At 41.0% G+C, this 20,145-nt stretch carries 17 protein-coding genes and 1 pseudogene; 9 read left to right on the forward strand and 9 right to left on the reverse strand.

Translation table 11 applies throughout. The features are described 5' to 3' along the window. Position 1 precedes the first annotated feature (1 nt). The 4 genes from cysG to lolA all read right to left on the reverse strand — a co-directional run bounded on the left by cysG (position 2) and on the right by lolA (position 4,392). Positions 2-1,375 carry a siroheme synthase CysG gene (gene cysG, locus DK207_RS12060; protein WP_109441400.1) on the reverse strand — a complete coding sequence of 458 codons (1,374 nt, stop codon included), beginning with the start codon at positions 1,373-1,375 and terminating at the stop codon, positions 2-4. Between the two features lie 68 nt (positions 1,376-1,443). Then, a complete protein-coding gene (gene serS / locus DK207_RS12065) occupies positions 1,444-2,715 on the reverse strand; it encodes a serine--tRNA ligase (RefSeq protein WP_109441401.1) in 1,272 nt (423 codons plus the stop codon). Positions 2,716-2,811: 96 nt separating this feature from the next. Beyond that, positions 2,812-3,576, reverse strand: a complete 765-nt coding sequence (locus tag DK207_RS12070) for an RsiV family protein (RefSeq protein ID WP_109441402.1) — start codon at positions 3,574-3,576, stop codon at positions 2,812-2,814. A 117-nt stretch (positions 3,577-3,693) separates the two neighbouring features. After that, the gene (gene lolA, locus DK207_RS12075) at positions 3,694-4,392 is read right to left on the reverse strand and encodes an outer membrane lipoprotein chaperone LolA (RefSeq protein ID WP_109441403.1); all 699 of its coding nucleotides are present in this window, start codon (positions 4,390-4,392) and stop codon (positions 3,694-3,696) included. Positions 4,393-4,681: 289 nt separating this feature from the next. Between lolA and DK207_RS12080 the strand changes: the two genes are divergently transcribed. Next, positions 4,682-5,551 carry a pirin family protein gene (locus DK207_RS12080; protein WP_109441427.1) on the forward strand — a complete coding sequence of 290 codons (870 nt, stop codon included), beginning with the start codon at positions 4,682-4,684 and terminating at the stop codon, positions 5,549-5,551. A gap of 65 nt (positions 5,552-5,616) precedes the next feature. On the opposite strand, the gene rpmA is transcribed toward DK207_RS12080, so the two are convergent. After that, complete coding sequence (rpmA, locus tag DK207_RS12085) at positions 5,617-5,871, reverse strand: 50S ribosomal protein L27 (protein ID WP_004640422.1); 255 nt, start codon at positions 5,869-5,871, stop codon at positions 5,617-5,619. Between the two features lie 18 nt (positions 5,872-5,889). Beyond that, a complete protein-coding gene (rplU, locus tag DK207_RS12090) occupies positions 5,890-6,201 on the reverse strand; it encodes a 50S ribosomal protein L21 (RefSeq protein ID WP_005083041.1) in 312 nt (103 codons plus the stop codon). 448 nt (positions 6,202-6,649) lie between these two features. On the opposite strand from rplU, the gene sdsA reads away from it, so the two are divergent. The 8 genes and pseudogenes from sdsA (at position 6,650) to DK207_RS12130 (ending at position 17,259) form a co-directional block, all read left to right on the forward strand. Continuing rightward, a complete protein-coding gene (gene sdsA / locus DK207_RS12095) occupies positions 6,650-7,627 on the forward strand; it encodes an All-trans-nonaprenyl-diphosphate synthase (protein ID WP_005083044.1) in 978 nt (325 codons plus the stop codon). Between the two features lie 13 nt (positions 7,628-7,640). Then, a complete protein-coding gene (locus DK207_RS12100; protein ID WP_004640429.1) occupies positions 7,641-9,683 on the forward strand; it encodes a site-specific recombinase in 2,043 nt (680 codons plus the stop codon). Between the two features lie 161 nt (positions 9,684-9,844). Then, a pseudogene (locus tag DK207_RS12105) lies at positions 9,845-10,494 on the forward strand (phosphatase PAP2 family protein). Continuing rightward, positions 10,481-11,704 carry an AdeA/AdeI family multidrug efflux RND transporter periplasmic adaptor subunit gene (locus DK207_RS12110; protein ID WP_109441405.1) on the forward strand — a complete coding sequence of 408 codons (1,224 nt, stop codon included), beginning with the start codon at positions 10,481-10,483 and terminating at the stop codon, positions 11,702-11,704. Before DK207_RS12105 ends, DK207_RS12110 begins: the two are co-directional and overlap by 14 nt. A gap of 12 nt (positions 11,705-11,716) precedes the next feature. Further along, entirely contained in the window at positions 11,717-14,893 is a 3,177-nt protein-coding gene (adeJ, locus tag DK207_RS12115) for a multidrug efflux RND transporter permease subunit AdeJ (protein ID WP_109441406.1), read from the forward strand. Next, the gene (adeK, locus tag DK207_RS12120; RefSeq protein WP_109441407.1) at positions 14,893-16,350 is read left to right on the forward strand and encodes a multidrug efflux RND transporter AdeIJK outer membrane channel subunit AdeK; all 1,458 of its coding nucleotides are present in this window, start codon (positions 14,893-14,895) and stop codon (positions 16,348-16,350) included. The genes adeJ and adeK overlap by 1 nt, the downstream gene beginning before the upstream one ends. Positions 16,351-16,458: 108 nt before the next feature. Further along, a complete protein-coding gene (locus tag DK207_RS12125) occupies positions 16,459-16,809 on the forward strand; it encodes a YbjQ family protein (RefSeq protein WP_162540231.1) in 351 nt (116 codons plus the stop codon). A 9-nt stretch (positions 16,810-16,818) separates the two neighbouring features. Next, entirely contained in the window at positions 16,819-17,259 is a 441-nt protein-coding gene (locus tag DK207_RS12130) for a YbjQ family protein (RefSeq protein WP_109441409.1), read from the forward strand. Positions 17,260-17,686: 427 nt separating this feature from the next. Here the strand turns inward: DK207_RS12130 and DK207_RS12140 are convergent, their stop codons facing one another. The 3 genes from DK207_RS12140 to DK207_RS12150 form a co-directional block, all read right to left on the reverse strand. Beyond that, complete coding sequence (locus DK207_RS12140; protein ID WP_109441411.1) at positions 17,687-18,493, reverse strand: SDR family NAD(P)-dependent oxidoreductase; 807 nt, start codon at positions 18,491-18,493, stop codon at positions 17,687-17,689. Positions 18,494-18,506: 13 nt separating this feature from the next. Continuing rightward, complete coding sequence (locus tag DK207_RS12145; RefSeq protein ID WP_109441412.1) at positions 18,507-19,169, reverse strand: hypothetical protein; 663 nt, start codon at positions 19,167-19,169, stop codon at positions 18,507-18,509. A 124-nt stretch (positions 19,170-19,293) separates the two neighbouring features. Beyond that, on the reverse strand, positions 19,294-19,974 hold the full coding sequence (locus DK207_RS12150; RefSeq protein ID WP_109441413.1) for a hypothetical protein: 681 nt from the start codon (positions 19,972-19,974) through the stop codon (positions 19,294-19,296). Positions 19,975-20,145: the final 171 nt, after the last annotated feature.

The following is a 20,145-nucleotide window of genomic DNA, read 5'->3' on the forward strand; positions in this document are numbered from 1 at the left end:
TTTATTGCCATTTTAACTGTTCACGTAGACTCACCACCTCACCAATAATGGTTAAAGTCGGTGCTACGATCTGATGTTCGGATACTTTGGTCGAGATATCCGCCAATGTACCGACCACCACTTTTTGTTCAGGAGTAGTCCCTTTTGAAATAAGAGCCACTGGCATCGTTGGACGCTGACCATGTGCAATCAATTGCTCACAAATCCGCTCTAATCCGACTAAGCCCATATATAGCACCAAGGTTTGGTTTTCATAGATCAGTTCATTCCAAGGTAGCTCAGGCGAGCCTTCTTTTAAATGACCCGTCAAGAAACGTACACTTTGTGCATAATCACGATGTGTCAGCGGAATACCAGCATAGGCAGAACAACCCGAAGCAGCAGTAATTCCCGGTACCACTTGGAAAGTCACATTAGCCTCGACAAGTTCCTGAATCTCTTCCCCACCGCGTCCAAAAATAAAAGGATCGCCGCCTTTTAAACGGCAAACGCGTTTACCTTTTTGCGCATATTCCACCAGTAAAGCATTAATGCCATCTTGCGGAACCGAATGATTGGAACGTGCTTTGCCTACATAGATTTTTTCCGCATCACGACGGCATAACTCCAGAATAGGTGCAGACACCAAGCGATCATAAATTACGACATCAGCTTGTTGCATCAAACGTAAGGCTTTTAACGTCAGCAGTTCCGGATCGCCTGGCCCTGCGCCCACCAAATAAACTTCACCTTTCGGCGCAGTCCATTTGCTAAGTGCTTGTTGAATCAGATCATTAGCCACATCAATATTGTCATTAAAGACTTGCTCTTTGAGTGGACTGGCGTACAGGTTTTCCCAGAAGATACGGCGCTCATCAGGATTGATGATTTTTTCCTTTACCTGCTTGCGCCATTTTCCAGAAAAATCAGCAAGTTTACCCATTCCATGCGGCACAATCGTTTCAATTTGAGTACGAAGTTGTCTGGATAAAACAGGTGATGCTCCATTAGATGCAACTGAAATCACCAAAGGCGAACGATCAATAATTGCAGGAACCATAAAACGGCAATGTGGAATATCATCCACACTGTTGACCAGCAAATTACGCTGTTCACATTGTTCAAATACCGTTTTATTGACCTCAGGTTGGTCGGTCGCAGCGATGACTAAGCGATAAGAGGTTGCAAGCGTATCTTCTGAAAAAGGTTTGTAAATACACTGCCCTGCTGACTTTTCAACAAGAGCCGCTAATTCAGGCTCGATCTCAGGTGCAATCACATCAACAATTGCACCTGCTTTGACCAATAAATTTGCTTTGCGGTAAGCAATATGCCCGCCACCAACAATCAGACATCGTTGCTGCTGCAACTTTAAAGAGATTGGGAAAATTTCCACATCATGCCTCTATATTTTTCAATCTGATTGAGATAAAGCAAAAACTATGCACAAATTCAATGCCTGGCTTAATCGATATAAGTTACACCGCCCATATATGGACGTAAAACTTCAGGAATCTCGATTGAACCATCTGCACGTTGGTAGTTTTCCATGACTGCCAGTAAGGTACGCCCCACTGCGAGACCTGAACCATTTAAGGTGTGCACCAATTCGATCTTCTTCTGATCCACTCGGTAGCGTGCTTTCATACGACGCGCTTGGAAATCGCCCATATTTGAGCAACTTGAAATCTCACGATACGTATTTTGGCTTGGTACCCAAACTTCGAGGTCATACGTTTTAACTGCACCAAAGCCCATGTCACCACCACAGAGCAAAATCTTACGATACGGCAAACCAAGTGCCTGCAAAATGCCCTCTGCATGTGCAGTTAACTCTTCAAGTGCCTGCATAGAGTGCTCTGGCTTGACGATTTGCACCATTTCAACCTTGTCGAATTGGTGTTGACGGATTAAACCACGCGTATCACGCCCGTAAGAACCCGCCTCACTACGGAAACATGGTGTATGTGCTGAATATTTAAGTGGCAAACGTTCTGCATCAATAATCTCATCACGTACAAAGTTCGTGATCGGCACTTCTGCTGTTGGAATCAAATAATATTCTTTTTCGCCTTGCAGCTTGAATAGATCTTCTTCAAATTTTGGCAATTGACCAGTACCACGTAAGGTATCAGCATTTACCAAATATGGAACATAAGCTTCGGTATAACCATTTTTAAGCGTATGAGTATCCAACATAAATTGGGTTAAAGCACGTTGTAAACGCGCTAAAGGACCTTTCAACACACTGAAACGTGAACCTGTGAGCTTAGTTGCTGTCTCAAACTCAAGACCACCCATCCATTCGCCAAGATCAGTATGATCTTTGATTTCAAAATCAAACTGACGTGGTGTACCCCATTTTAAGATTTCTAAGTTATCGCTTTCATCTTTACCAAATGGCACTGACTCATCTGGCAAGTTTGGAATCGCAAGAGACTTCTGCTCAAGCTCAGTTTGCAATTCAGCCAGTGCGACTTCAGCAGCTTTGATTTCATCGCCAATCGCAGCCATACGTGCCATGATTTCTGATGCATCCCCACCCGACTTTTTGATTTGACCAACTTGTTTTGCACCAGCGTTACGTTCAGCTTGTAAATTTTCTGCTTTAGACTGCAAATCTTTACGGCGAGCTTCTAAATCAGCCCATTCTTGCACATCGAGCTGAATACCACGTTTTGCCAAAGCAGCATTTACCACTTCGATATTATTTCTAAGTAATTTTGGGTCGATCATAATCAATCATGAATAGAGAAAAAACTGGCTATAGTGTAAGGCTTTAACCTGAAAAAATACAGCATCTACCTCGTAATTGCAGATGCCGTATCTAGATTAATTTGGGACTTTCGGTAGGCTTGGCAAGTATTCTGCCTTGATAAATTCTTTTGCTGCGTAATAAGGCAAGGTTAATTCACTCATTCCTTCGGCATAGGATGCGAGTTCATAAAGTGGATAAACAAATACAATTCCATTCACACCATAATAATAGTTATCGCTGACTTGTAGTTGGTCCTTCTTAATATTGTGCTCATCTAACCAATTTTGATTTGCAGCATATAACTCGTCACGAAGCTCCTGATCCATTCCTTCCTTGATCAAATCCTGTACACGAATATGTTTTTTATTCTTTAAATCAAAATTAACAAATTCTTGATGATACATCCCATGTGCAGCTCCCGCAGGATAGGTATAACTCTGAACCGCAAAAGTTGCCAAATTATAATTTTGTCCAACAAAGCGTACATAAGTACTACTTTCACTTAATGCGGCTTCCCCCTCAGGCACTTTAACTTGTTGATCTTTCAAATTTGCAAACGCATTTGGTTCCGCTTTTTTCATGCGTGCCACAAAATAATCATCTATCCATTGTAGATTGGTTTTTACCGTTTGCAGATCATAGTTGGTACAACCATCCTCTAAACATACTTTCTGTTTAGGTAACTCAACTGCTACGACTTGAGCTTGAACCAGAGGGATATCAGCTTTCTCAACCTTGGTTGTTGAATCTGATTTTGGCTGGCAACCTACTAAGGCGAAAACTGTCAATATCGGAATCAGTGGAACCAATGTTAATGATTTTGAACTGTTCATTGTCATGCAAGTCTCTAATGTTTTTCTTCACTATACGAAGCCTTGATCACAGATGAAATTAAAATATGTATCTGACAAAAAGCCGCAATATCTGCGGCTCTTTGGATCACACCTACGGAGATATTATTGATCAATAATATCGGTACCTTTTGGTGGTTCAAAATTAAATACTGAAGCAGGAATTGCTTGATTTACCTTAAGATTACTAAAACGGACGTAAGTGGTTTGTCCTAATGAATCTTGTAAAATCATTAAATTCGGCGCTTTGTTTGCCCCAAAGCTGATCGTTAAACTTTGGAACGTGCTGTCTTCTTGTTTCGGATACAAGGTATAGTACAGTTTGGTACGATCAGGCTGTGTCACACGGTAAGACTGCATAATTTGATTGGTGTTACCCGACAACAGCAATGCTGGGGTGTTTGCTACTTGATCGTCTAGGTTTTGACGGATAGCTTGCTGTAAATCAGGATCGTAAATCCACACTGTTTTTCCAGATGTCACAATCGTTTGCTTTGCTGGGCTGGTAATTTCCCAATAAAATTTACCTGGACGTTCAACTTTCATCACACCTTTAAAAGTCTGATTCATGTGTTGAGCTGTTAAGCCACGTTTTTGGGCTGCTTTTTTGTTGTTGCTGACTTTGGTTGTTTGTTCAAAATCTGCAGTGAATCGTTGCAAACCTGATAATTGCTGAACCAAGCTCGTCGTTGCCTGTTGAGCCGATGCCGCCACAGGTGCAGCAGACGCCTGAATACTGACAACAGGTGCTAGTGTGATTGCACTTAAAGTTGTCGCATAAGCTATTTTTTTCATAAAATTCATAAAATGAACCTTCTATCAGAGTCCTACTGTTATGACGACATCTTACTGTTTTTAATCATTAAAAAAATGAAGAAAAGCAGCGGTTTTGTGTAGTTCGTGTCGCAAAGTTCAGCATTATGTATGAAGTTGCAGGCTTTATGTAGAAATTGTAATAAATAAAATTTCGAATTCTCTACGGCATTTTAGGAAGCTTGTTCTGACCCCACAGAAGAAATAATTTATAAAGAATGCACTAGACCACAGCTTACAATTTGATAATCTAACTCTAATGACACAAAAAGCCAAAACCATGAAAAGTCTTGCGTTTATTCATCGGAACGATACCCGTTTTGCTATTGGTGACTTTTATCCAGCGCTATCAGTATTTTCATATCATGAACTTGGAAATACCACCTCTCCTTTTTTATTGCTCGATCATCTTGGTCCTGGACGACTAGAACCTCAAAGTAACAAAAAAGGTGTCAATGAGCATCCTCATCGTGGTTTTGAAACCGTGACTTTTGTTTTTGCAGGAGAATTAGCACACAAGGACTCTACTGGTCAGGGAGGTCTTATTCAACAAGGTGATGTGCAATGGATGACTGCCGCTTCAGGTATCCAACATATCGAACAATTTAGCCCTGAGTTTCGTAAACGAGGGGGAAACTTTGAAATGGTACAACTATGGGTGAATTTGCCAGCTAAAGACAAAATGTCAGCTCCACGTTATCAAAGCCTATCCAATAGTGAGATTCCTAAATTCACTCTCGAGCATCAAGCAGGTTATATTCGCGTGGTCGCTGGTGAATATCAAAATAAAAAAGGGATAGCCAAAACCTTTACCCCAATGAATATTTTTGACATTCATTTAAAAAAGAACCAGCAAATTACCCTCCCCGCAGAAGAAGGAACCACAACATTAATCTACTTGCGTAAAGGCAAAGCCATGTTTGCAGCGGATGAAGATCATCTTGAAGAACAAGCTCTAGCCGTGATGTCGAGTTTAGGTAGCGATGTTGAAATAACAGCGATTGAGGATTGTGATTTGTTATTTTTATCCGCCCAACCTTTAAATGAACCGATCAATGGACATGGCCCCTTTGTAATGAATACTTATGATGAAATTCTTGAAGCCTATGATGATATTAAAACTGGAAAATTCGGCCACTATTCAAACTAAAAATCTTTTAAAATATATCCATAAAAAAACCCGCTTAACGCGGGCTTTTTTTGAACCATAAAAGCTTAAGCTTCAACAGTTACGTAGCGACGGCCAAATTGACCTTTCACTTCAAATTTTACTACGCCGTCAGCAGTAGCAAATAAAGTATGGTCACGGCCCATACCAACATTTGCACCAGCGTGGAACTCAGTACCACGTTGACGAACGATGATGTTACCAGCAGTTACAGTTTGACCACCGTAAACTTTAACACCTAACATCTTAGGATTCGAATCACGACCGTTTTTAGTCGATCCACCGGCTTTTTTAGTTGCCATGTCTATTTACTCCTCGTGTTAGCCTGCGATACCAGTAATTTTCAACTCGGTAAACCATTGACGGTGACCTTGTTGTTTACGGTAATGTTTACGACGACGCATTTTGATGATGCGGATTTTGTCGTGACGACCATGGCCAACTACTTCTGCAGTTACTTTTGCGCCAGCTACAACTGGAGCACCGATTTGAATGCTATCACCGTTTACAAGCATTAATACGTCATCAAACGTAATAGTTGCACCAGTTTCAGCTTTCAACAATTCAACTTTAAGGGTTTCACCCTCAACAACACGGTGCTGTTTACCACCGCTTTGGATTACTGCGTACATAATGTACTCCAACATGCCCGTGTCGTCGTGTCGATAAAGGGATATACCGAACTTAAAACGAACGCCACTGGGGTTATACAAGGGGACAAATTTTAAGTGAAAATTGATCAAACAACAAGTGATTTTGCATAAATGCATAGATCCGTATGCATTATTTTATTTTCCCAATAAAATCAAATAGATTAACCATACATTGTTTTGATTGATTCTTTTTGTGATTTGCAATACATTTTTAACCAACCCATTTGGCAATAACAAACTGTGTTTTAACAAAATCTAGAAACCGTCTTTGTCTCGGTCAGGAAGTCAATTTTTCTGCCTAAAATAAGACCAAAAAAACACCTTACCCTGTTCTAAACGGCAAATAACCATATGTGTATCAATGTTTAGCAACAGATTAGTTGATACACTTAACGCACTCACTCATCTATACGAGGTTCTTCTTCATATGGTCATCGATTTCAAGCAAGACATTCTCTCCCCTGTTGCGACAGATTTTGCTGCGATGGATCACCTCATCAATGAAGGAATCAGTTCTAAAGTCGGCTTAGTAATGTCCGTGAGCAAGCATGTAGTTGAAGCTGGCGGCAAACGTATGCGCCCGATTATGTGTCTACTTGCTGCACGTGCATGTGGGTTAACCAATATGCAGCAAGCTCAACACTTAGCCGCTGTCATTGAAATGTTGCATACCGCGACACTGGTGCATGATGATGTCGTCGATGAATCCAATTTACGACGAGGCCGCCCGACAGCCAATGCAACGTGGAATAATCAAACTGCGGTTTTGGTCGGTGATTTTTTGATTGCACGTGCATTTGACCTACTGGTCGATTTAAACAACATGACACTATTAAAAGATTTCTCAACGGGGACATGTGAGATTGCTGAAGGTGAAGTTTTACAACTCCAATCTCAACATCAACCAGACACCACAGAAGAAATCTATTTAAATATTATCCATGGTAAAACTTCACGTTTGTTTGAGCTTGCGACCGAAGGTGCAGCAATATTGGCAGGTACTGAAGAATATCGTGAACCGTTACGTCGCTTCGCTGGGCATTTTGGCAATGCATTCCAAATCATTGATGATATTTTGGATTACACCTCGGATGCAGAAACATTAGGTAAAAATATTGGTGATGATTTGATGGAAGGTAAACCAACTTTACCTTTAATTTCTGCACTAGCGCACTCAACAGGTGAAGATCATGCGATTATTCGTCGCAGTATCGCAACTGGTGGTATCGAACATTTGGATAAAGTGATTGAAATCGTTCATCACTCAGGTGGTTTAGATTATTGCCAAAAGCGTGCTCAACAAGAAACTGACGCGGCTTTAGAGGCACTGAAAGCACTGCCTGACAATGAATATCGTCAAGCACTGATGAATTTAACCTTGATGGCTTTACATCGACTACAATAATGTCTGACTGCTTATGCATTTAAATTTATCTGATTTATTTTTAAAAATGCAGGAACAGCTTGAGCACCCTCAAACTGTTCTTGATGAAAATCTCCTCATTGAATTGGTTAATCGCTTACGACCAAAAAACCCAAATGATGCAGATGAAGTAAAACAAAGAATTCATCATCTCATCAAAACATTGTTACTGACACCTACATCTGCCAATTTACTTCAGCATTTTTTGTTGAAGCTGATGAGCCAATATAAGCAGATTAGCTTATATGCAGATAGTGGAATCCTCTCTCTTGATGGTTTTTGGAATCAGCTTGGACAACGTTTAGGTGCGCACTTTCTTCCATTAGTTGAAGATGGGCAACAACTCACAACGCTTGTAGGCAAAGTCTTTCACCAAGAAACAGACAGTGAATGGCTAGATCTCATCGACAAACAAGATTGGTCTACATTGTTTAATTTGATTTGTGAAAGCTCAAATAGTAGTGCTGAAAAACAAGTTTCAAGCAATGAGTTGATCAAAGCCATTACGGTTTTATCCTATCGAATTAGTGGTATTGGGTTATATCCTGAGTTTATTAATGCTCAACCCGATATTACCGAATACGAATCACCATTCTTGGTACAAAACCGAGAAATAGTTGATTTTATAGAAAAATATAAAAAACAAGTTGATCAGCAAGATGCTGTTGCAGTTCTCCCACCGCTGGATGCATCACAAGCTTTCGTGATGCTTGATCAGTGTCGTGATGTGGTGATGAAAATTCGTCGTGCAACGAAGCGGATTGGTGTCAGTATTAGTTTGACATATTTATTGTCATTATTAGAACAAGCCTTAGATCGTATTGAATTATTACTCAGCCTATTAGCAAGTAAAGATGAAGTAAAATATCTTGCTCTGGGTGAATTAATAACAGATCTAACTAAAGCGCATTACGATAGTCGAAGCGTTCGTCATCTCCTATCCTCTACCAGTGAATTAATCGCCTTACAGGTAACAGAAAACGCGAGTAAAACCGGCGAACATTACGTAAGTACCGACAAAGCTGGCTTCTTTGGCATGTACAAAGCAGCAGCTGGTGCAGGTGCAATTATTGCCACCATGGCAACCTTAAAAATTCTGACTGCACGTTTGGTGTTAGCACCGTTTACCCATGCTTTTTTATATAGCATGAACTATTCACTCGGTTTCATGTTGATCCATGTGTTGCATTTTACTGTTGCAACCAAACAACCCGCCATGACTGCGGCTGCGCTAGCGTCTACTGTACAACAGCAAAAAGGTAGCCGAACCGCTCAAATTGCAGAGTTAGCTGCGCTAATTATTAATATCATTCGAACACAGTTTATTGCCATTTTAGGTAATATTTCGATTGCGATTCCTGTCGCTGCGCTGATCACATTTTCATGGCAGTTTTATTTAGATGAGCCACTATTAAATCATGCTAAATCAGCAGCGCTATTACATAGTCTCAATCCATTCACCTCGCTTGCTGTACCGCATGCTGCAATCGCAGGTGTATGCTTGTTCCTTTCAGGTTTAATTGCTGGTTACTTTGATAATTTAGCTGTGTATCGAAAAGTTGGTCCTCGACTCAAACAACATCGTCGCTTGAAACGCTGGATGGGACAAGAACGTTTAGACAAATTTGCCAACTATATTGAAACCAATTTAGGTGCTTTAGGTGGTAACTTTCTCTTCGGTATTATGCTTGGGAGCATGGGAACCATTGGTTTTATCCTAGGATTACCTTTAGATATTCGTCATATTGCCTTCGCATCAGCAAACTTTATTCAAGGTTTGATGACCATTGGTTCTCCTGACATTGCATTGATTATTGTGTCATTCCTAGGCGTGTTATTGATCGGTTTAACCAACTTATTCGTCAGTTTTACTTTAACGATTATTGTGGCTTTACGTGCACGTCGAGTCCGTTTTTCACAATGGAAACCACTGGCACATTTGGTGATGACTCATTTCCTTACAAGACCAAGTGACTTCTTTTGGCCACCTAAACAACCCGTTGAAGTACAGGAAAAAACGACCACCGAGAAAAAATGAGATATCAATCAAATTTTGTTATGTTTTTTTACTAAACCTTAAAAAAACTTGAAAATGAAATTATCATAAAATTTCAATGCTTGACCAAAAGTATACTCTTGAGTACACTTCAAAACACTCTACAACTCTTAAAATCGTTAAGCAAAAAAACTGAGGTTCGCATGCCGTACCTACTACTTTGTATTGGTTGCATTTTTTTAGTTTTAGGTGTGATTGGGCTGATTCACCCCTCTACATCAAACTTAGATCTTTTGAGTGTTCAAATGCTATTTGAACACCGTTTTTCCGTGCTTGATCATGTGGCGATCCTACTTTCTCAATTGGGCGGAATGCCCTTTTTAATCGTTTTAATTACATTTTTGTGTATATATCAAACTTGGATGAAAAATTATAAAAGTTTAGTTTTTATCGCATTAAGTGTAATCGGAAGTATTGCTATTGGTTGGCTCCTAAAATGGGGGATTGATCGACCTAGACCTTTAGAGTTTTATCATTTGGTCCAAAGCTATGGTGCCTCATTCCCAAGCGGTCATAGCCTTTACGCGGCAACCCTAGCGAGCTTAGCGTTGTTATTGTGTCAACAACATCGATATCGCCTATTTGTCATTTTAATCGCAACGTTATGGATTATGGTGATGGGTATATCAAGAGTCTACTTAGGAGTACATTACCCAACAGATGTGCTCTCAGGCTGGGGAATTGGATTAATTTGGACTTCGTTGCTTTGGTTATGGCTGTACCAAAGCAACTTCAACAACAATTTGTTTTTAGATCAAAATCTAAATTGAGGTGGAACAATGATGTCGGCTAAGCTTTGGGCTCCTGCCCTAACTGCTTGCGCATTAGCAACAAGCATCGCGCTTGTTGGTTGTAGCAAAGATACAGATGATGCACAGCAAGCTGCTGCTGCACAACAAATGCCACCTGCTGAGGTTGGTGTTATTGTAGCTCAACCGCAAAGTATTGAACAAAACGTTGAACTTTCAGGTCGAACATCTGCTTATCAAATTTCAGAAGTTCGCCCACAAACCAGTGGTGTGATCTTAAAACGCTTGTTTACCGAAGGCAGTTATGTCTCTGAAGGTCAAGCGCTTTATGAGCTTGATTCACGTGCAAATCGCGCAGCTTTAGACAATGCCAAAGCTGCACTTTTGCAACAACAAGCAAACCTAAGCTCATTACGTACCAAATTAAATCGTTATCAACAACTTGTTTCGAGCAACGCTGTTTCTAAACAAGAATACGATGATTTACTTGGTCAAGTGCGAGTTTCTGAAGCACAGGTTTCAGCAGCTCAAGCACAAGTGAAAAATGCAGAAGTTGATTTTGGTTATTCAACTATCCGCTCGCCAATTTCTGGACAATCTGGTCGTTCATCGGTTACCGCGGGTGCGTTAGTGACTGCGAACCAAACTGCACCATTGGTCACGATCCAACAACTTGATCCGATCTATGTGGATATTAATCAATCGAGTGCGGAGCTTTTACGTTTACGTCAACAGTTGAGCAAAGGCAGTTTAAGCAACAGCAACAACACCAAAGTGAAGTTAAAGCTTGAAGATGGTTCAACCTATCCGATTGAAGGACAACTCACCTTCTCAGATGCCTCTGTGAACCAAGATACAGGTACTGTTACTTTACGCGCAGTGTTCTCAAACCCAAATCATTTGCTCCTTCCGGGTATGTATACAACAGCACAAATCGTGCAAGGTCTTGTACCGAATGCTTATCTGATTCCTCAGGCTGCCGTAGCGCGCTTACCAACAGGTCAAGCGACTGTCATGATTGTCAATGACAAGGGTGCTGTAGAAACACGTCCTGTCGATACAGCAGGTGTACAAGGTCAAAACTGGATTATTACCAATGGTCTTAAAGCTGGCGATAAAGTGATTGTTGACGGCGTTGCCAAAGTCAAAGATGGCCAAGAAGTTTCAGCAAAACCTTATCAAGCCCAACCAGCAAATGAACAAAAGGCTGCGCAACCTGCTTCAGCAGAGCAAAAAGCCACTGTAAAAGCATAAGGGGCACATTGAATGGCTCAATTTTTTATTCATCGCCCCATATTTGCGTGGGTGATTGCATTAGTCATCATGTTGGCAGGGATATTAACCTTGTCAAAGATGCCTATTGCCCAATATCCAACGATTGCTCCGCCAACCGTTTCTATCTCTGCAACATATCCGGGTGCATCAGCTGAAACGGTTGAAAATACAGTAACCCAGATCATTGAACAGCAGATGAATGGTTTGGATGGTTTACGTTATATTTCTTCGAATAGTTCTGGGAATGGTCAAGCATCGATTGAACTTAACTTCGAGCAAGGTATTGATCCTGATATTGCGCAAGTTCAAGTACAAAATAAATTACAATCCGCAACTGCGCTTTTGCCTGAAGATGTACAGCGTCAAGGTGTAACTGTTACTAAATCTGGTGCAAGCTTCCTACAGGTTCTTGCATTTTATTCACCAGATAACAGCATGTCTGACTCTGACATTAAAGACTATGTGAATTCATCTATCAAAGAACCGATTAGTCGTGTGGCAGGTGTCGGAGAGGTAACTGTTTTCGGTGGTTCTTATGCAATGCGTATATGGCTTGATCCAGCAAAACTGACTAACTATCAACTCACACCAAGTGATGTTGCTCGTGCAATACAAGCGCAAAACTCTCAAGTTGCAGTCGGTCAGTTAGGTGGTGCGCCTGCTGTTAAAGATCAAGTGATCAATGCAACGGTAAATGCGCAAAGCTTATTGCAGACGCCTGAACAGTTTAAGAATATTTTCTTGAAAAATACGGCTTCTGGTGCTGAAGTTCGTTTAAAAGACGTTGCACGCGTAGAGTTGGGTTCAGATAGCTATGCGTTTAACTCTATGTTTAATGGCAAGCCAGCTGGTGGTCTTGCAATTAAAATGGCAACAGGTTCCAATGCATTGGACACTGCGGCTGCGGTAGAAGAACGTTTAACTGAATTACGTAAGAATTACCCAGCGGGTCTTGAAGACAAACTGGCATATGACACTACACCATTCATTAAGCTCTCAATTGAAAGTGTTGTACACACGCTGATTGAAGCGGTGATTTTGGTATTCATCGTCATGTTCCTGTTCTTACAGAACTGGCGTGCGACGATTATTCCAACTTTGGCGATCCCTGTAGTTGTACTCGGTACATTTGCAGTCATTAATATTTTTGGATTCTCGATCAACACTTTGACCATGTTTGCTATGGTGTTGGCGATTGGTCTACTGGTCGATGATGCGATTGTTGTCGTTGAGAACGTCGAACGTGTGATGACTGAAGAACATACGGATCCGGTCACTTCAACTGAAAAGTCCATGAAACAAATCTCTGGTGCGCTGATTGGTATCACCAGTGTATTGAGTGCGGTATTCGTACCGATGGCATTTTTCAGCGGTACGACTGGGGTAATTTACCGTCAGTTCTCGATCACACTCGTTACGGCAATGGTTTTATCATTGATTGTTGCTTTGACTTTTACCCCTGCCCTTTGTGCAACATTGTTAAAGCAACATGATCCAAACAAAGCACCGAGTAACAATATTTTTGCTCGCTTCTTTAGATGGTTTAACCATAGCTTTGACCGCGTATCACATGGCTATCAAAATGGCGTAAGCCGTATGCTGAAAGCCAAAGTCTTTTCAGGTGTGCTCTATGCTGTTGTGATTGGCTTGTTGGTCTTCATGTTCCAAAAACTCCCTTCTTCATTCCTACCAGAAGAAGATCAGGGTGTTGTAATGACATTGGTACAGCTACCGCCAAATGCGACGCTTGATCGTACGGATAAAGTTATTGATACCATGACCAACTTCTTTATGAAGGAAAAAGATACGGTTGAATCAATCTTTACTGTATCAGGCTTCTCGTTTACAGGGATTGGTCAAAATGCGGGTATCGGCTTTATTAAGCTAAAAGACTGGAAAGATCGTACTACTGCTGAAACGCAAATTGGTTCACTCATTCAACGCGGTATGGCGTTAAATATGATCGTCCAAGATGCATCATATATCATGCCATTACAGCTTCCAGCAATGCCTGAGTTAGGTGTCACTGCTGGTTTTAACCTGCAGTTGAAAGACTCAGCGGGTCAAGGTCATGAGAAACTGATTGCTGCACGTAATACGATTTTAGGTTTGGCTTCTCAAGACAAACGACTGGTTGGCGTACGTCCAAATGGTCAAGAAGATACTCCACAATATCAAATTATGATCGACCAAGCACAGGCGGGTGCGATGGGTGTGAGCATTGCTGACATCAACAGCACTATGAGCATGGCGTGGGGTGGTTCATATATTAATGACTTCATTGACCGTGGTCGTGTGAAGAAAGTTTATGTTCAAGGTGAAGCGGATAGCCGTATGATGCCTGAAGACTTAAACAAATGGTATGTGCGTAATAATGTAGGTGAAATGGTTCCTTTCTCTGCGTTTGCAACGGGTAAATGGACCTATGGCTCTCCTCGTCTTGAACGTTATAACGGCGTGTCATCGGTGAACATTCAAGGTACACCAGCACCAGGTACAAGTTCTGGTGACTCGATGAAAGCCATGGAAGAAATTATTGCGAAGCTACCATCAATGGGCTTACAAGGTTTCGACTATGAATGGACAGGCTTATCTCTCGAAGAACGTGAGTCTGGTGCTCAAGCGCCATTCCTTTATGCGCTTTCTTTATTGATCGTATTCTTATGCTTAGCAGCATTATACGAAAGCTGGTCTATTCCGTTCTCGGTCTTACTTGTCGTCCCACTCGGTATTATCGGTGCGATTCTCTTAACTTACTTTGGTATGGTACTGAAAGATGATCCAAATCTTTCAAATAACATCTACTTCCAGGTGGCGATTATTGCCGTGATTGGTCTATCGGCCAAGAATGCGATCTTGATTGTAGAGTTTGCGAAAGACTTGCAAGAACAAGGTGAAGAGTTACTAGAAGCAACATTGCATGCAGCGAAAATGCGTCTACGTCCAATCATCATGACCACACTCGCCTTCGGCTTTGGTGTACTGCCACTTGCCCTCTCTTCTGGTGCAGGTGCGGGTAGTCAGCATTCTGTTGGTTACGGTGTCTTGGGTGGCGTACTCTCTTCAACACTTCTAGGTATTTTCTTCATCCCTGTATTCTTCGTGTGGATTCGTAGTATCTTTAAGTACAAACCTAAAACTACAAACATTCAGGAGCATAAATCGTGATGCAAACAGTATGGTCTATTTCAGGTCGTAGCATTGCGGTATCTGCACTTGCGCTTGCTTTGACTGCATGTCAAAGCATGCGCGGCCCAGAACCGGTCGTGAAAACCGATATTCCAGAAAGCTATGCATATAACAGCGCTTCTGGCCCTTCTATCGCAGAACAAGGTTATAAACAGTTCTTTTCTGATCCTCGTTTAATCGAAGTGATTGATTTGGCACTGACCAACAACCGTGATTTGCGTACTGCAGCACTCAATATTGAACGTGCACAACAACAATATCGAATTACTGAAAACAATCAGCTTCCAACGATTGGTGCCAGTGGCAGTGCAATTCGTCAGGTTACGCCTACGCGTGATCCAAACAATCCATATTCAACGTATCAAGTGGGTTTGGGTGTCACTGCCTATGAGCTTGATTTTTGGGGTCGCGTGCGCAGCCTAAAAGATGCCGCTTTAGATAATTATCTCGCGACTCAAAGTGCGCGTGACTCAACGCAAATCAGCTTGATTAGCCAAGTCACTCAAGCTTGGTTAAATTATTCATTTGCAACAGCGAACTTAAAGCTTGCTGAGCAAACCTTTAAAGCGCAACAAGAATCTTATAACCTGAACAAACGACGCTTTGATGTTGGTATCGACAGCGAAGTTCCGTTACGTCAGGCTCAGATCTCTGTTGAAACAGCGCGTAATGACGTTGCAAATTACAAGACACAAATTGCACAAGCAGCAAACTTACTGAATCTTTTAGTAGGTCAACCTGTACCGCAAAACCTGTTGCCTGTGCAACCTGTGAAACGTGTTACTCAACAGAATGTATTTTCTACTGGTTTGCCAAGTGACTTACTGAACAACCGTCCAGATGTCAAAGCAGCCGAATATCAATTAAGCGCTGCGGGTGCCAACATTGGTGCGGCAAAAGCACAGTTATTCCCAAGCATTAGCTTGACAGGTACTGCAGGCTACGCCTCAACTGATTTAAGTGATTTATTTAAGTCAGCGAACAGCATGTGGTCAATCGGTCCAAGCCTTGATATGCCGATTTTTGACTGGGGTACACGTCGTGCCAATGTCAAAATCTCAGAAACTGATCAGAAGATTGCATTGTCGAACTATGAAAAGTCAGTTCAATCTGCTTTCCGTGAAGTAAATGATGCCCTTGCGACACGTGCCAACATCGGTGATCGTCTTGCAGCGCAACAACGTTTGGTTGAAGCGACCAATACAACTTATAGACTTTCAAATGCACGTTTCCGCGCTGGGATTGATAGTTATTTAACTGTATTGGATGCGCAACGTTCAGCATATGCAGCAGAGCAAGGTTTATTGTTATTGCAACAAGCTGAACAGAACAATCAGGTTGAACTGTACAAAACATTGGGTGGTGGTTTAAAAGCCTCAACCAATGAAACGGTAACGCTTCAACCTTCAAGTTCTGAAAAGCACTACAACAAGTAACCTTTCGGTTATTAAAAAAAAGCTCACTGCAAATCAGTGAGCTTTTTTATTGCAAGTTGATTCAATATTTCTTATCTTCAAAAAGAATTTTTAATGGTCAAAAAAATAATGTTATTGAGTAATTTAGAATCTGTACCCGGTCATACGATCTTACGTCAACTCGATGTAGTCTATGGCAGCACTGTACGCAGTAAACATGTCGGACGTGACTTTCTTGCGGGCTTAAAAAACATTGTTGGTGGCGAATTAACTGCGTATACCGAACTGTTAGAAGAGTCTCGCCAAGAAGCCATGCAACGGATGATCGATAAAGCGCAAAGCTTAGGTGCAAATGCAGTGGTGGGTATTCGTTTCTCAACCTCTAGTATCACACAAGGTGCATCTGAACTGTTCGTCTATGGCACTGCCGTTGTGGTACAACCGATTACCCCAAAACTCCCTGATCCATTTAGTTCATAGGAATATCGAATGGATGGCTTAATTTTTCAAATTGTCATTTTTCTCATTTTATTTTCTGTAGGCTGGGGATTTGGTCGTCATAACGAGCAAAAGCATTTGAGAGAATTGGACGAAAATGAACGTCTATTGGCAGATATCCAAATCGATAGCCGCCGCTTTGCAAGTAGTGAACATCCAGGGCACTTAATTAGCAGTAATGTCGTGATCTCGCATGATTATTTTAAATTCATCCTTGCCTCTATTAAAAATATTTTAGGGGGGCGCTTGGTCAGTTATGAAAGCATCGTTGAACGTGCACGCCGTGAAGCGATTGTACGTTTGAAGCAACAAGCGAGAGCCATGGGCGGTCATCAAATTCTAGGGGTACGTTTAAGTACCACTGAAATGGGGATGCAAGGTGGTATGGTTGAAGTATTTGCTTATGGAACGGTGATTGTAGAGCCAAAATAAAGCGGCTTGCCCACATAGACTTACCGTCTTGCACTTTATGATTGAGATTTTATCTAGCCTTGTCTGAGCTATTACATGAGGGTTAAAGAAAAGATTAAGCATAAAGACAAGACGGCAAATATCCAATTCATTAGAGATAATGCTTTTGGATATTTCTTTATCAGGATCGACAATATGATTAAGCACAGTATATAAATGAAAGGTGCGATGATCATAAGCCATCCAATCCACGCATACCCCCTCGCCCCTTCCAAATTAGAGATATCGTTTATCGTTACCAATAACAGAGCAACCAACCCAGCAATAAAAATACTCACCGGAACTGCAAATAACAGATAAAGAATGATTGAGAGAAGTGATACACGCTTTTTCGTGAGTGAATGTGTCTCGTTAGAATCACCTTTCATTTTTTCGCCTATTCTATCTACTACTTCACTTTACTCTTGCGGATCATTTTGTATAACAAACTTGGTGATAAACGAGATACAAGCACACCGAGTTGCTCTTTTTTACCTCCCACAACAATATATTCCTCTCCCGACATCAATGAGGCAACTACACGTTCTGCAAAAATATCGGCATCTAATCCATTTTCAATCGCTTCATCTTGGTAGCCTTGTGGCTTTCCTTCTCCATTTAAGGCATTAAAAGAAACATTGGTTTTGACAAAACCTGGGAATACCACAGAAACTTCAACTCCTTCTTTTGCAACTTCGGCACGCAAACTATTCGCCCACATATGAATAGCGCCTTTCGCGGCAGAATAGCTCGCGCGGTATTGAGTTCCCAATAGCCCCGCAACACTCGAAACAAATATCACTCGACCAGATTTCTGTTTCAAGAAAGTCGGAAGTACCGTTTTAGTTAGAAACACTTGTGAGAAATAATCCACTTCCATGATGGCACGTTCAGTTTGCATCGTTGTATCTTGAATCAATGCACGCTGACTTAAGCCTGCATTATTGATCAACCAGTCGATGCGCCCTTTACATGCCAATACTTGCTCATACGCATGGCGAACTTGTGATTCATCGGTAATATCTGCAGCAATAGAAATATGTTGTTCTGGCTTAAACAAACCGACACGCACTGACTCCAGTTCATCATAACGGCGTGAAGTTAAGACCACTTGTGCACCTTGTAATGCACATTCACGAGCCAAAGCTTTGCCCAAGCCAGAAGATGCACCTGTAATCCAAACTATTTTATTTTCAAGACTCTTTAGCTTTGCCATATTTCTTCCCTACCTATGCTTGCTGGCGCATAAACTTTAGAAAATAATCCACATAAGTCGATGCCATCTGTTGATCAAGTTGAGTGCCTAACTTTTCTAAGCGCTTGTAACCAAGATGCGTTGTCATATTGATCACGCCATTTAAGGTTTTATCGACTACAAAGTTAAATTTTAAACATTTTTTCGGTTCTCGAATCAGGTGGGTTACCCCAACATCAATCACCTCTGTTAAAAGCTTAAGTGCGTGCTGGATTTCCTGCTGATTACCTGCAGCTAACTTTTGTGCAGATGCTGTAACTTGCTGAGCGAGTTGCGGCTCTACAGGATAAGTCATGTATATATGATCATCTTCGATTTGCAAAGTTTTGGATAAATATTCAACCAAGGGAATCAGTCGATCATTTCCAAAAAAAGAAACTGACCAAGGCATATATTTGCGAATCGCTTCTAAAATTTGCTGAATTACTTTTTCAGATTCACCTGTTCTTGAGTGATCCTGGTTTTCTTGTAGTAGCACCATAAAAACCTGTTCAATCACTTCACAAGCCATTTCAGACAATACATTACCCAACGCATTGGCCTGACTTTCTTTATTCCCTTGCAATAATTGCGTTCGAATATGCGCAAACCTTGCATAAGTATCTGCATGAATACTTAAATAAACAGCGGTCTTCATCCTCACAACCTTAATTTTTGAGTTCTATAAATAAAAAAAGACTTGTCAAAACAAGCCTTTTTCAAATTTTAAAGTAAAAATCTATTCTATCATTCTGGCTTTTACTTCATGAATGTAGCACAACCTAATTCGGTTCTGTATGCATAAATGCCAAAAAATGGTTAACACATGCTGTAGCCGCCCCCGCATCCACTTGCTCACCCATTTTTTCGAGTCGTTTATAACTTAGATTTGCAGTGAGATTGATCACACCATTCAGTGTTTTATCCACGACACGATTAAAATTGAGACATTTTTTCGGTTCACGAATCAGATTGGTCACTCCCAAATCTACGATTTGAATCAGTGTTTGAAACACATCCATCATATCTTGAATCTCATTGTTTTTTAATTGCTCGACCAAAGCATGTGCTTGTTGTACCAAATGATGGTCAATCGGATACGATACATACACTTGCTCATCATGATACTTAATCATATTGGAAAAGTAATTGACGAATGGACATAAACGCTCATTGCCAAACAATGCAATCGACCACGGCATGTATTTACGAACCGCAGCGATAATTTGCTGAATGATTTTTTCAGATTCACCTGTATATTTTTGGGTTAAATGGGTTAGTTTTCGATTTTGAATCAACAGCACTGAAAAAACCTGCTCCACAATATCGCAAGCGATATCAGATAGCACTTCCCCCAACACACGCGATTGGTTTTCATCACTCCCTGTATTTAATTGTTGGCGTATCGCCTCAAACTGGCTATAGGTCGTTGTATTAATTTTTAATAGGATTGAATAGCTCATTGAAATCATCCTTTTCTTAGTTTTAGCATTGTTATTTTGTTGTTTTATGCATCAGCATTATTTAATTATGTGATCCAATATACATAAATTTAACTTTTTATTATCAAAAAACCAACGCATTTCGTCGGCTTATTTAAACTTTGTAAAGTTATTTAAGCAGATACGCTTTGC

This window comes from Acinetobacter haemolyticus (assembly GCF_900406815.1).
Taxonomy (GTDB): domain Bacteria; phylum Pseudomonadota; class Gammaproteobacteria; order Pseudomonadales; family Moraxellaceae; genus Acinetobacter; species Acinetobacter haemolyticus_A.

What these genes read in the sequence shown, in the direction of transcription:
- serS (WP_109441401.1), bottom strand. Translation starts at nt 2,715, where the DNA reads ATGATCGACCCAAAATTACTTAGAAATAATATCGAAGTGGTAAATGCT.
- DK207_RS12070 (WP_109441402.1), bottom strand. Translation starts at nt 3,576, where the DNA reads ATGACAATGAACAGTTCAAAATCATTAACATTGGTTCCACTGATTCCG.
- lolA (WP_109441403.1), bottom strand. Translation starts at nt 4,392, where the DNA reads ATGAATTTTATGAAAAAAATAGCTTATGCGACAACTTTAAGTGCAATC.
- DK207_RS12080 (WP_109441427.1), top strand. Translation starts at nt 4,682, where the DNA reads ATGAAAAGTCTTGCGTTTATTCATCGGAACGATACCCGTTTTGCTATT.
- rpmA (WP_004640422.1), bottom strand. Translation starts at nt 5,871, where the DNA reads ATGGCAACTAAAAAAGCCGGTGGATCGACTAAAAACGGTCGTGATTCG.
- rplU (WP_005083041.1), bottom strand. Translation starts at nt 6,201, where the DNA reads ATGTACGCAGTAATCCAAAGCGGTGGTAAACAGCACCGTGTTGTTGAG.
- sdsA (WP_005083044.1), top strand. Translation starts at nt 6,650, where the DNA reads ATGGTCATCGATTTCAAGCAAGACATTCTCTCCCCTGTTGCGACAGAT.
- DK207_RS12100 (WP_004640429.1), top strand. Translation starts at nt 7,641, where the DNA reads ATGCATTTAAATTTATCTGATTTATTTTTAAAAATGCAGGAACAGCTT.
- DK207_RS12110 (WP_109441405.1), top strand. Translation starts at nt 10,481, where the DNA reads ATGATGTCGGCTAAGCTTTGGGCTCCTGCCCTAACTGCTTGCGCATTA.
- adeJ (WP_109441406.1), top strand. Translation starts at nt 11,717, where the DNA reads ATGGCTCAATTTTTTATTCATCGCCCCATATTTGCGTGGGTGATTGCA.
- adeK (WP_109441407.1), top strand. Translation starts at nt 14,893, where the DNA reads ATGCAAACAGTATGGTCTATTTCAGGTCGTAGCATTGCGGTATCTGCA.
- DK207_RS12125 (WP_162540231.1), top strand. Translation starts at nt 16,459, where the DNA reads ATGTTATTGAGTAATTTAGAATCTGTACCCGGTCATACGATCTTACGT.
- DK207_RS12130 (WP_109441409.1), top strand. Translation starts at nt 16,819, where the DNA reads ATGGATGGCTTAATTTTTCAAATTGTCATTTTTCTCATTTTATTTTCT.
- DK207_RS12140 (WP_109441411.1), bottom strand. Translation starts at nt 18,493, where the DNA reads ATGGCAAAGCTAAAGAGTCTTGAAAATAAAATAGTTTGGATTACAGGT.
- DK207_RS12145 (WP_109441412.1), bottom strand. Translation starts at nt 19,169, where the DNA reads ATGAAGACCGCTGTTTATTTAAGTATTCATGCAGATACTTATGCAAGG.
- DK207_RS12150 (WP_109441413.1), bottom strand. Translation starts at nt 19,974, where the DNA reads ATGAGCTATTCAATCCTATTAAAAATTAATACAACGACCTATAGCCAG.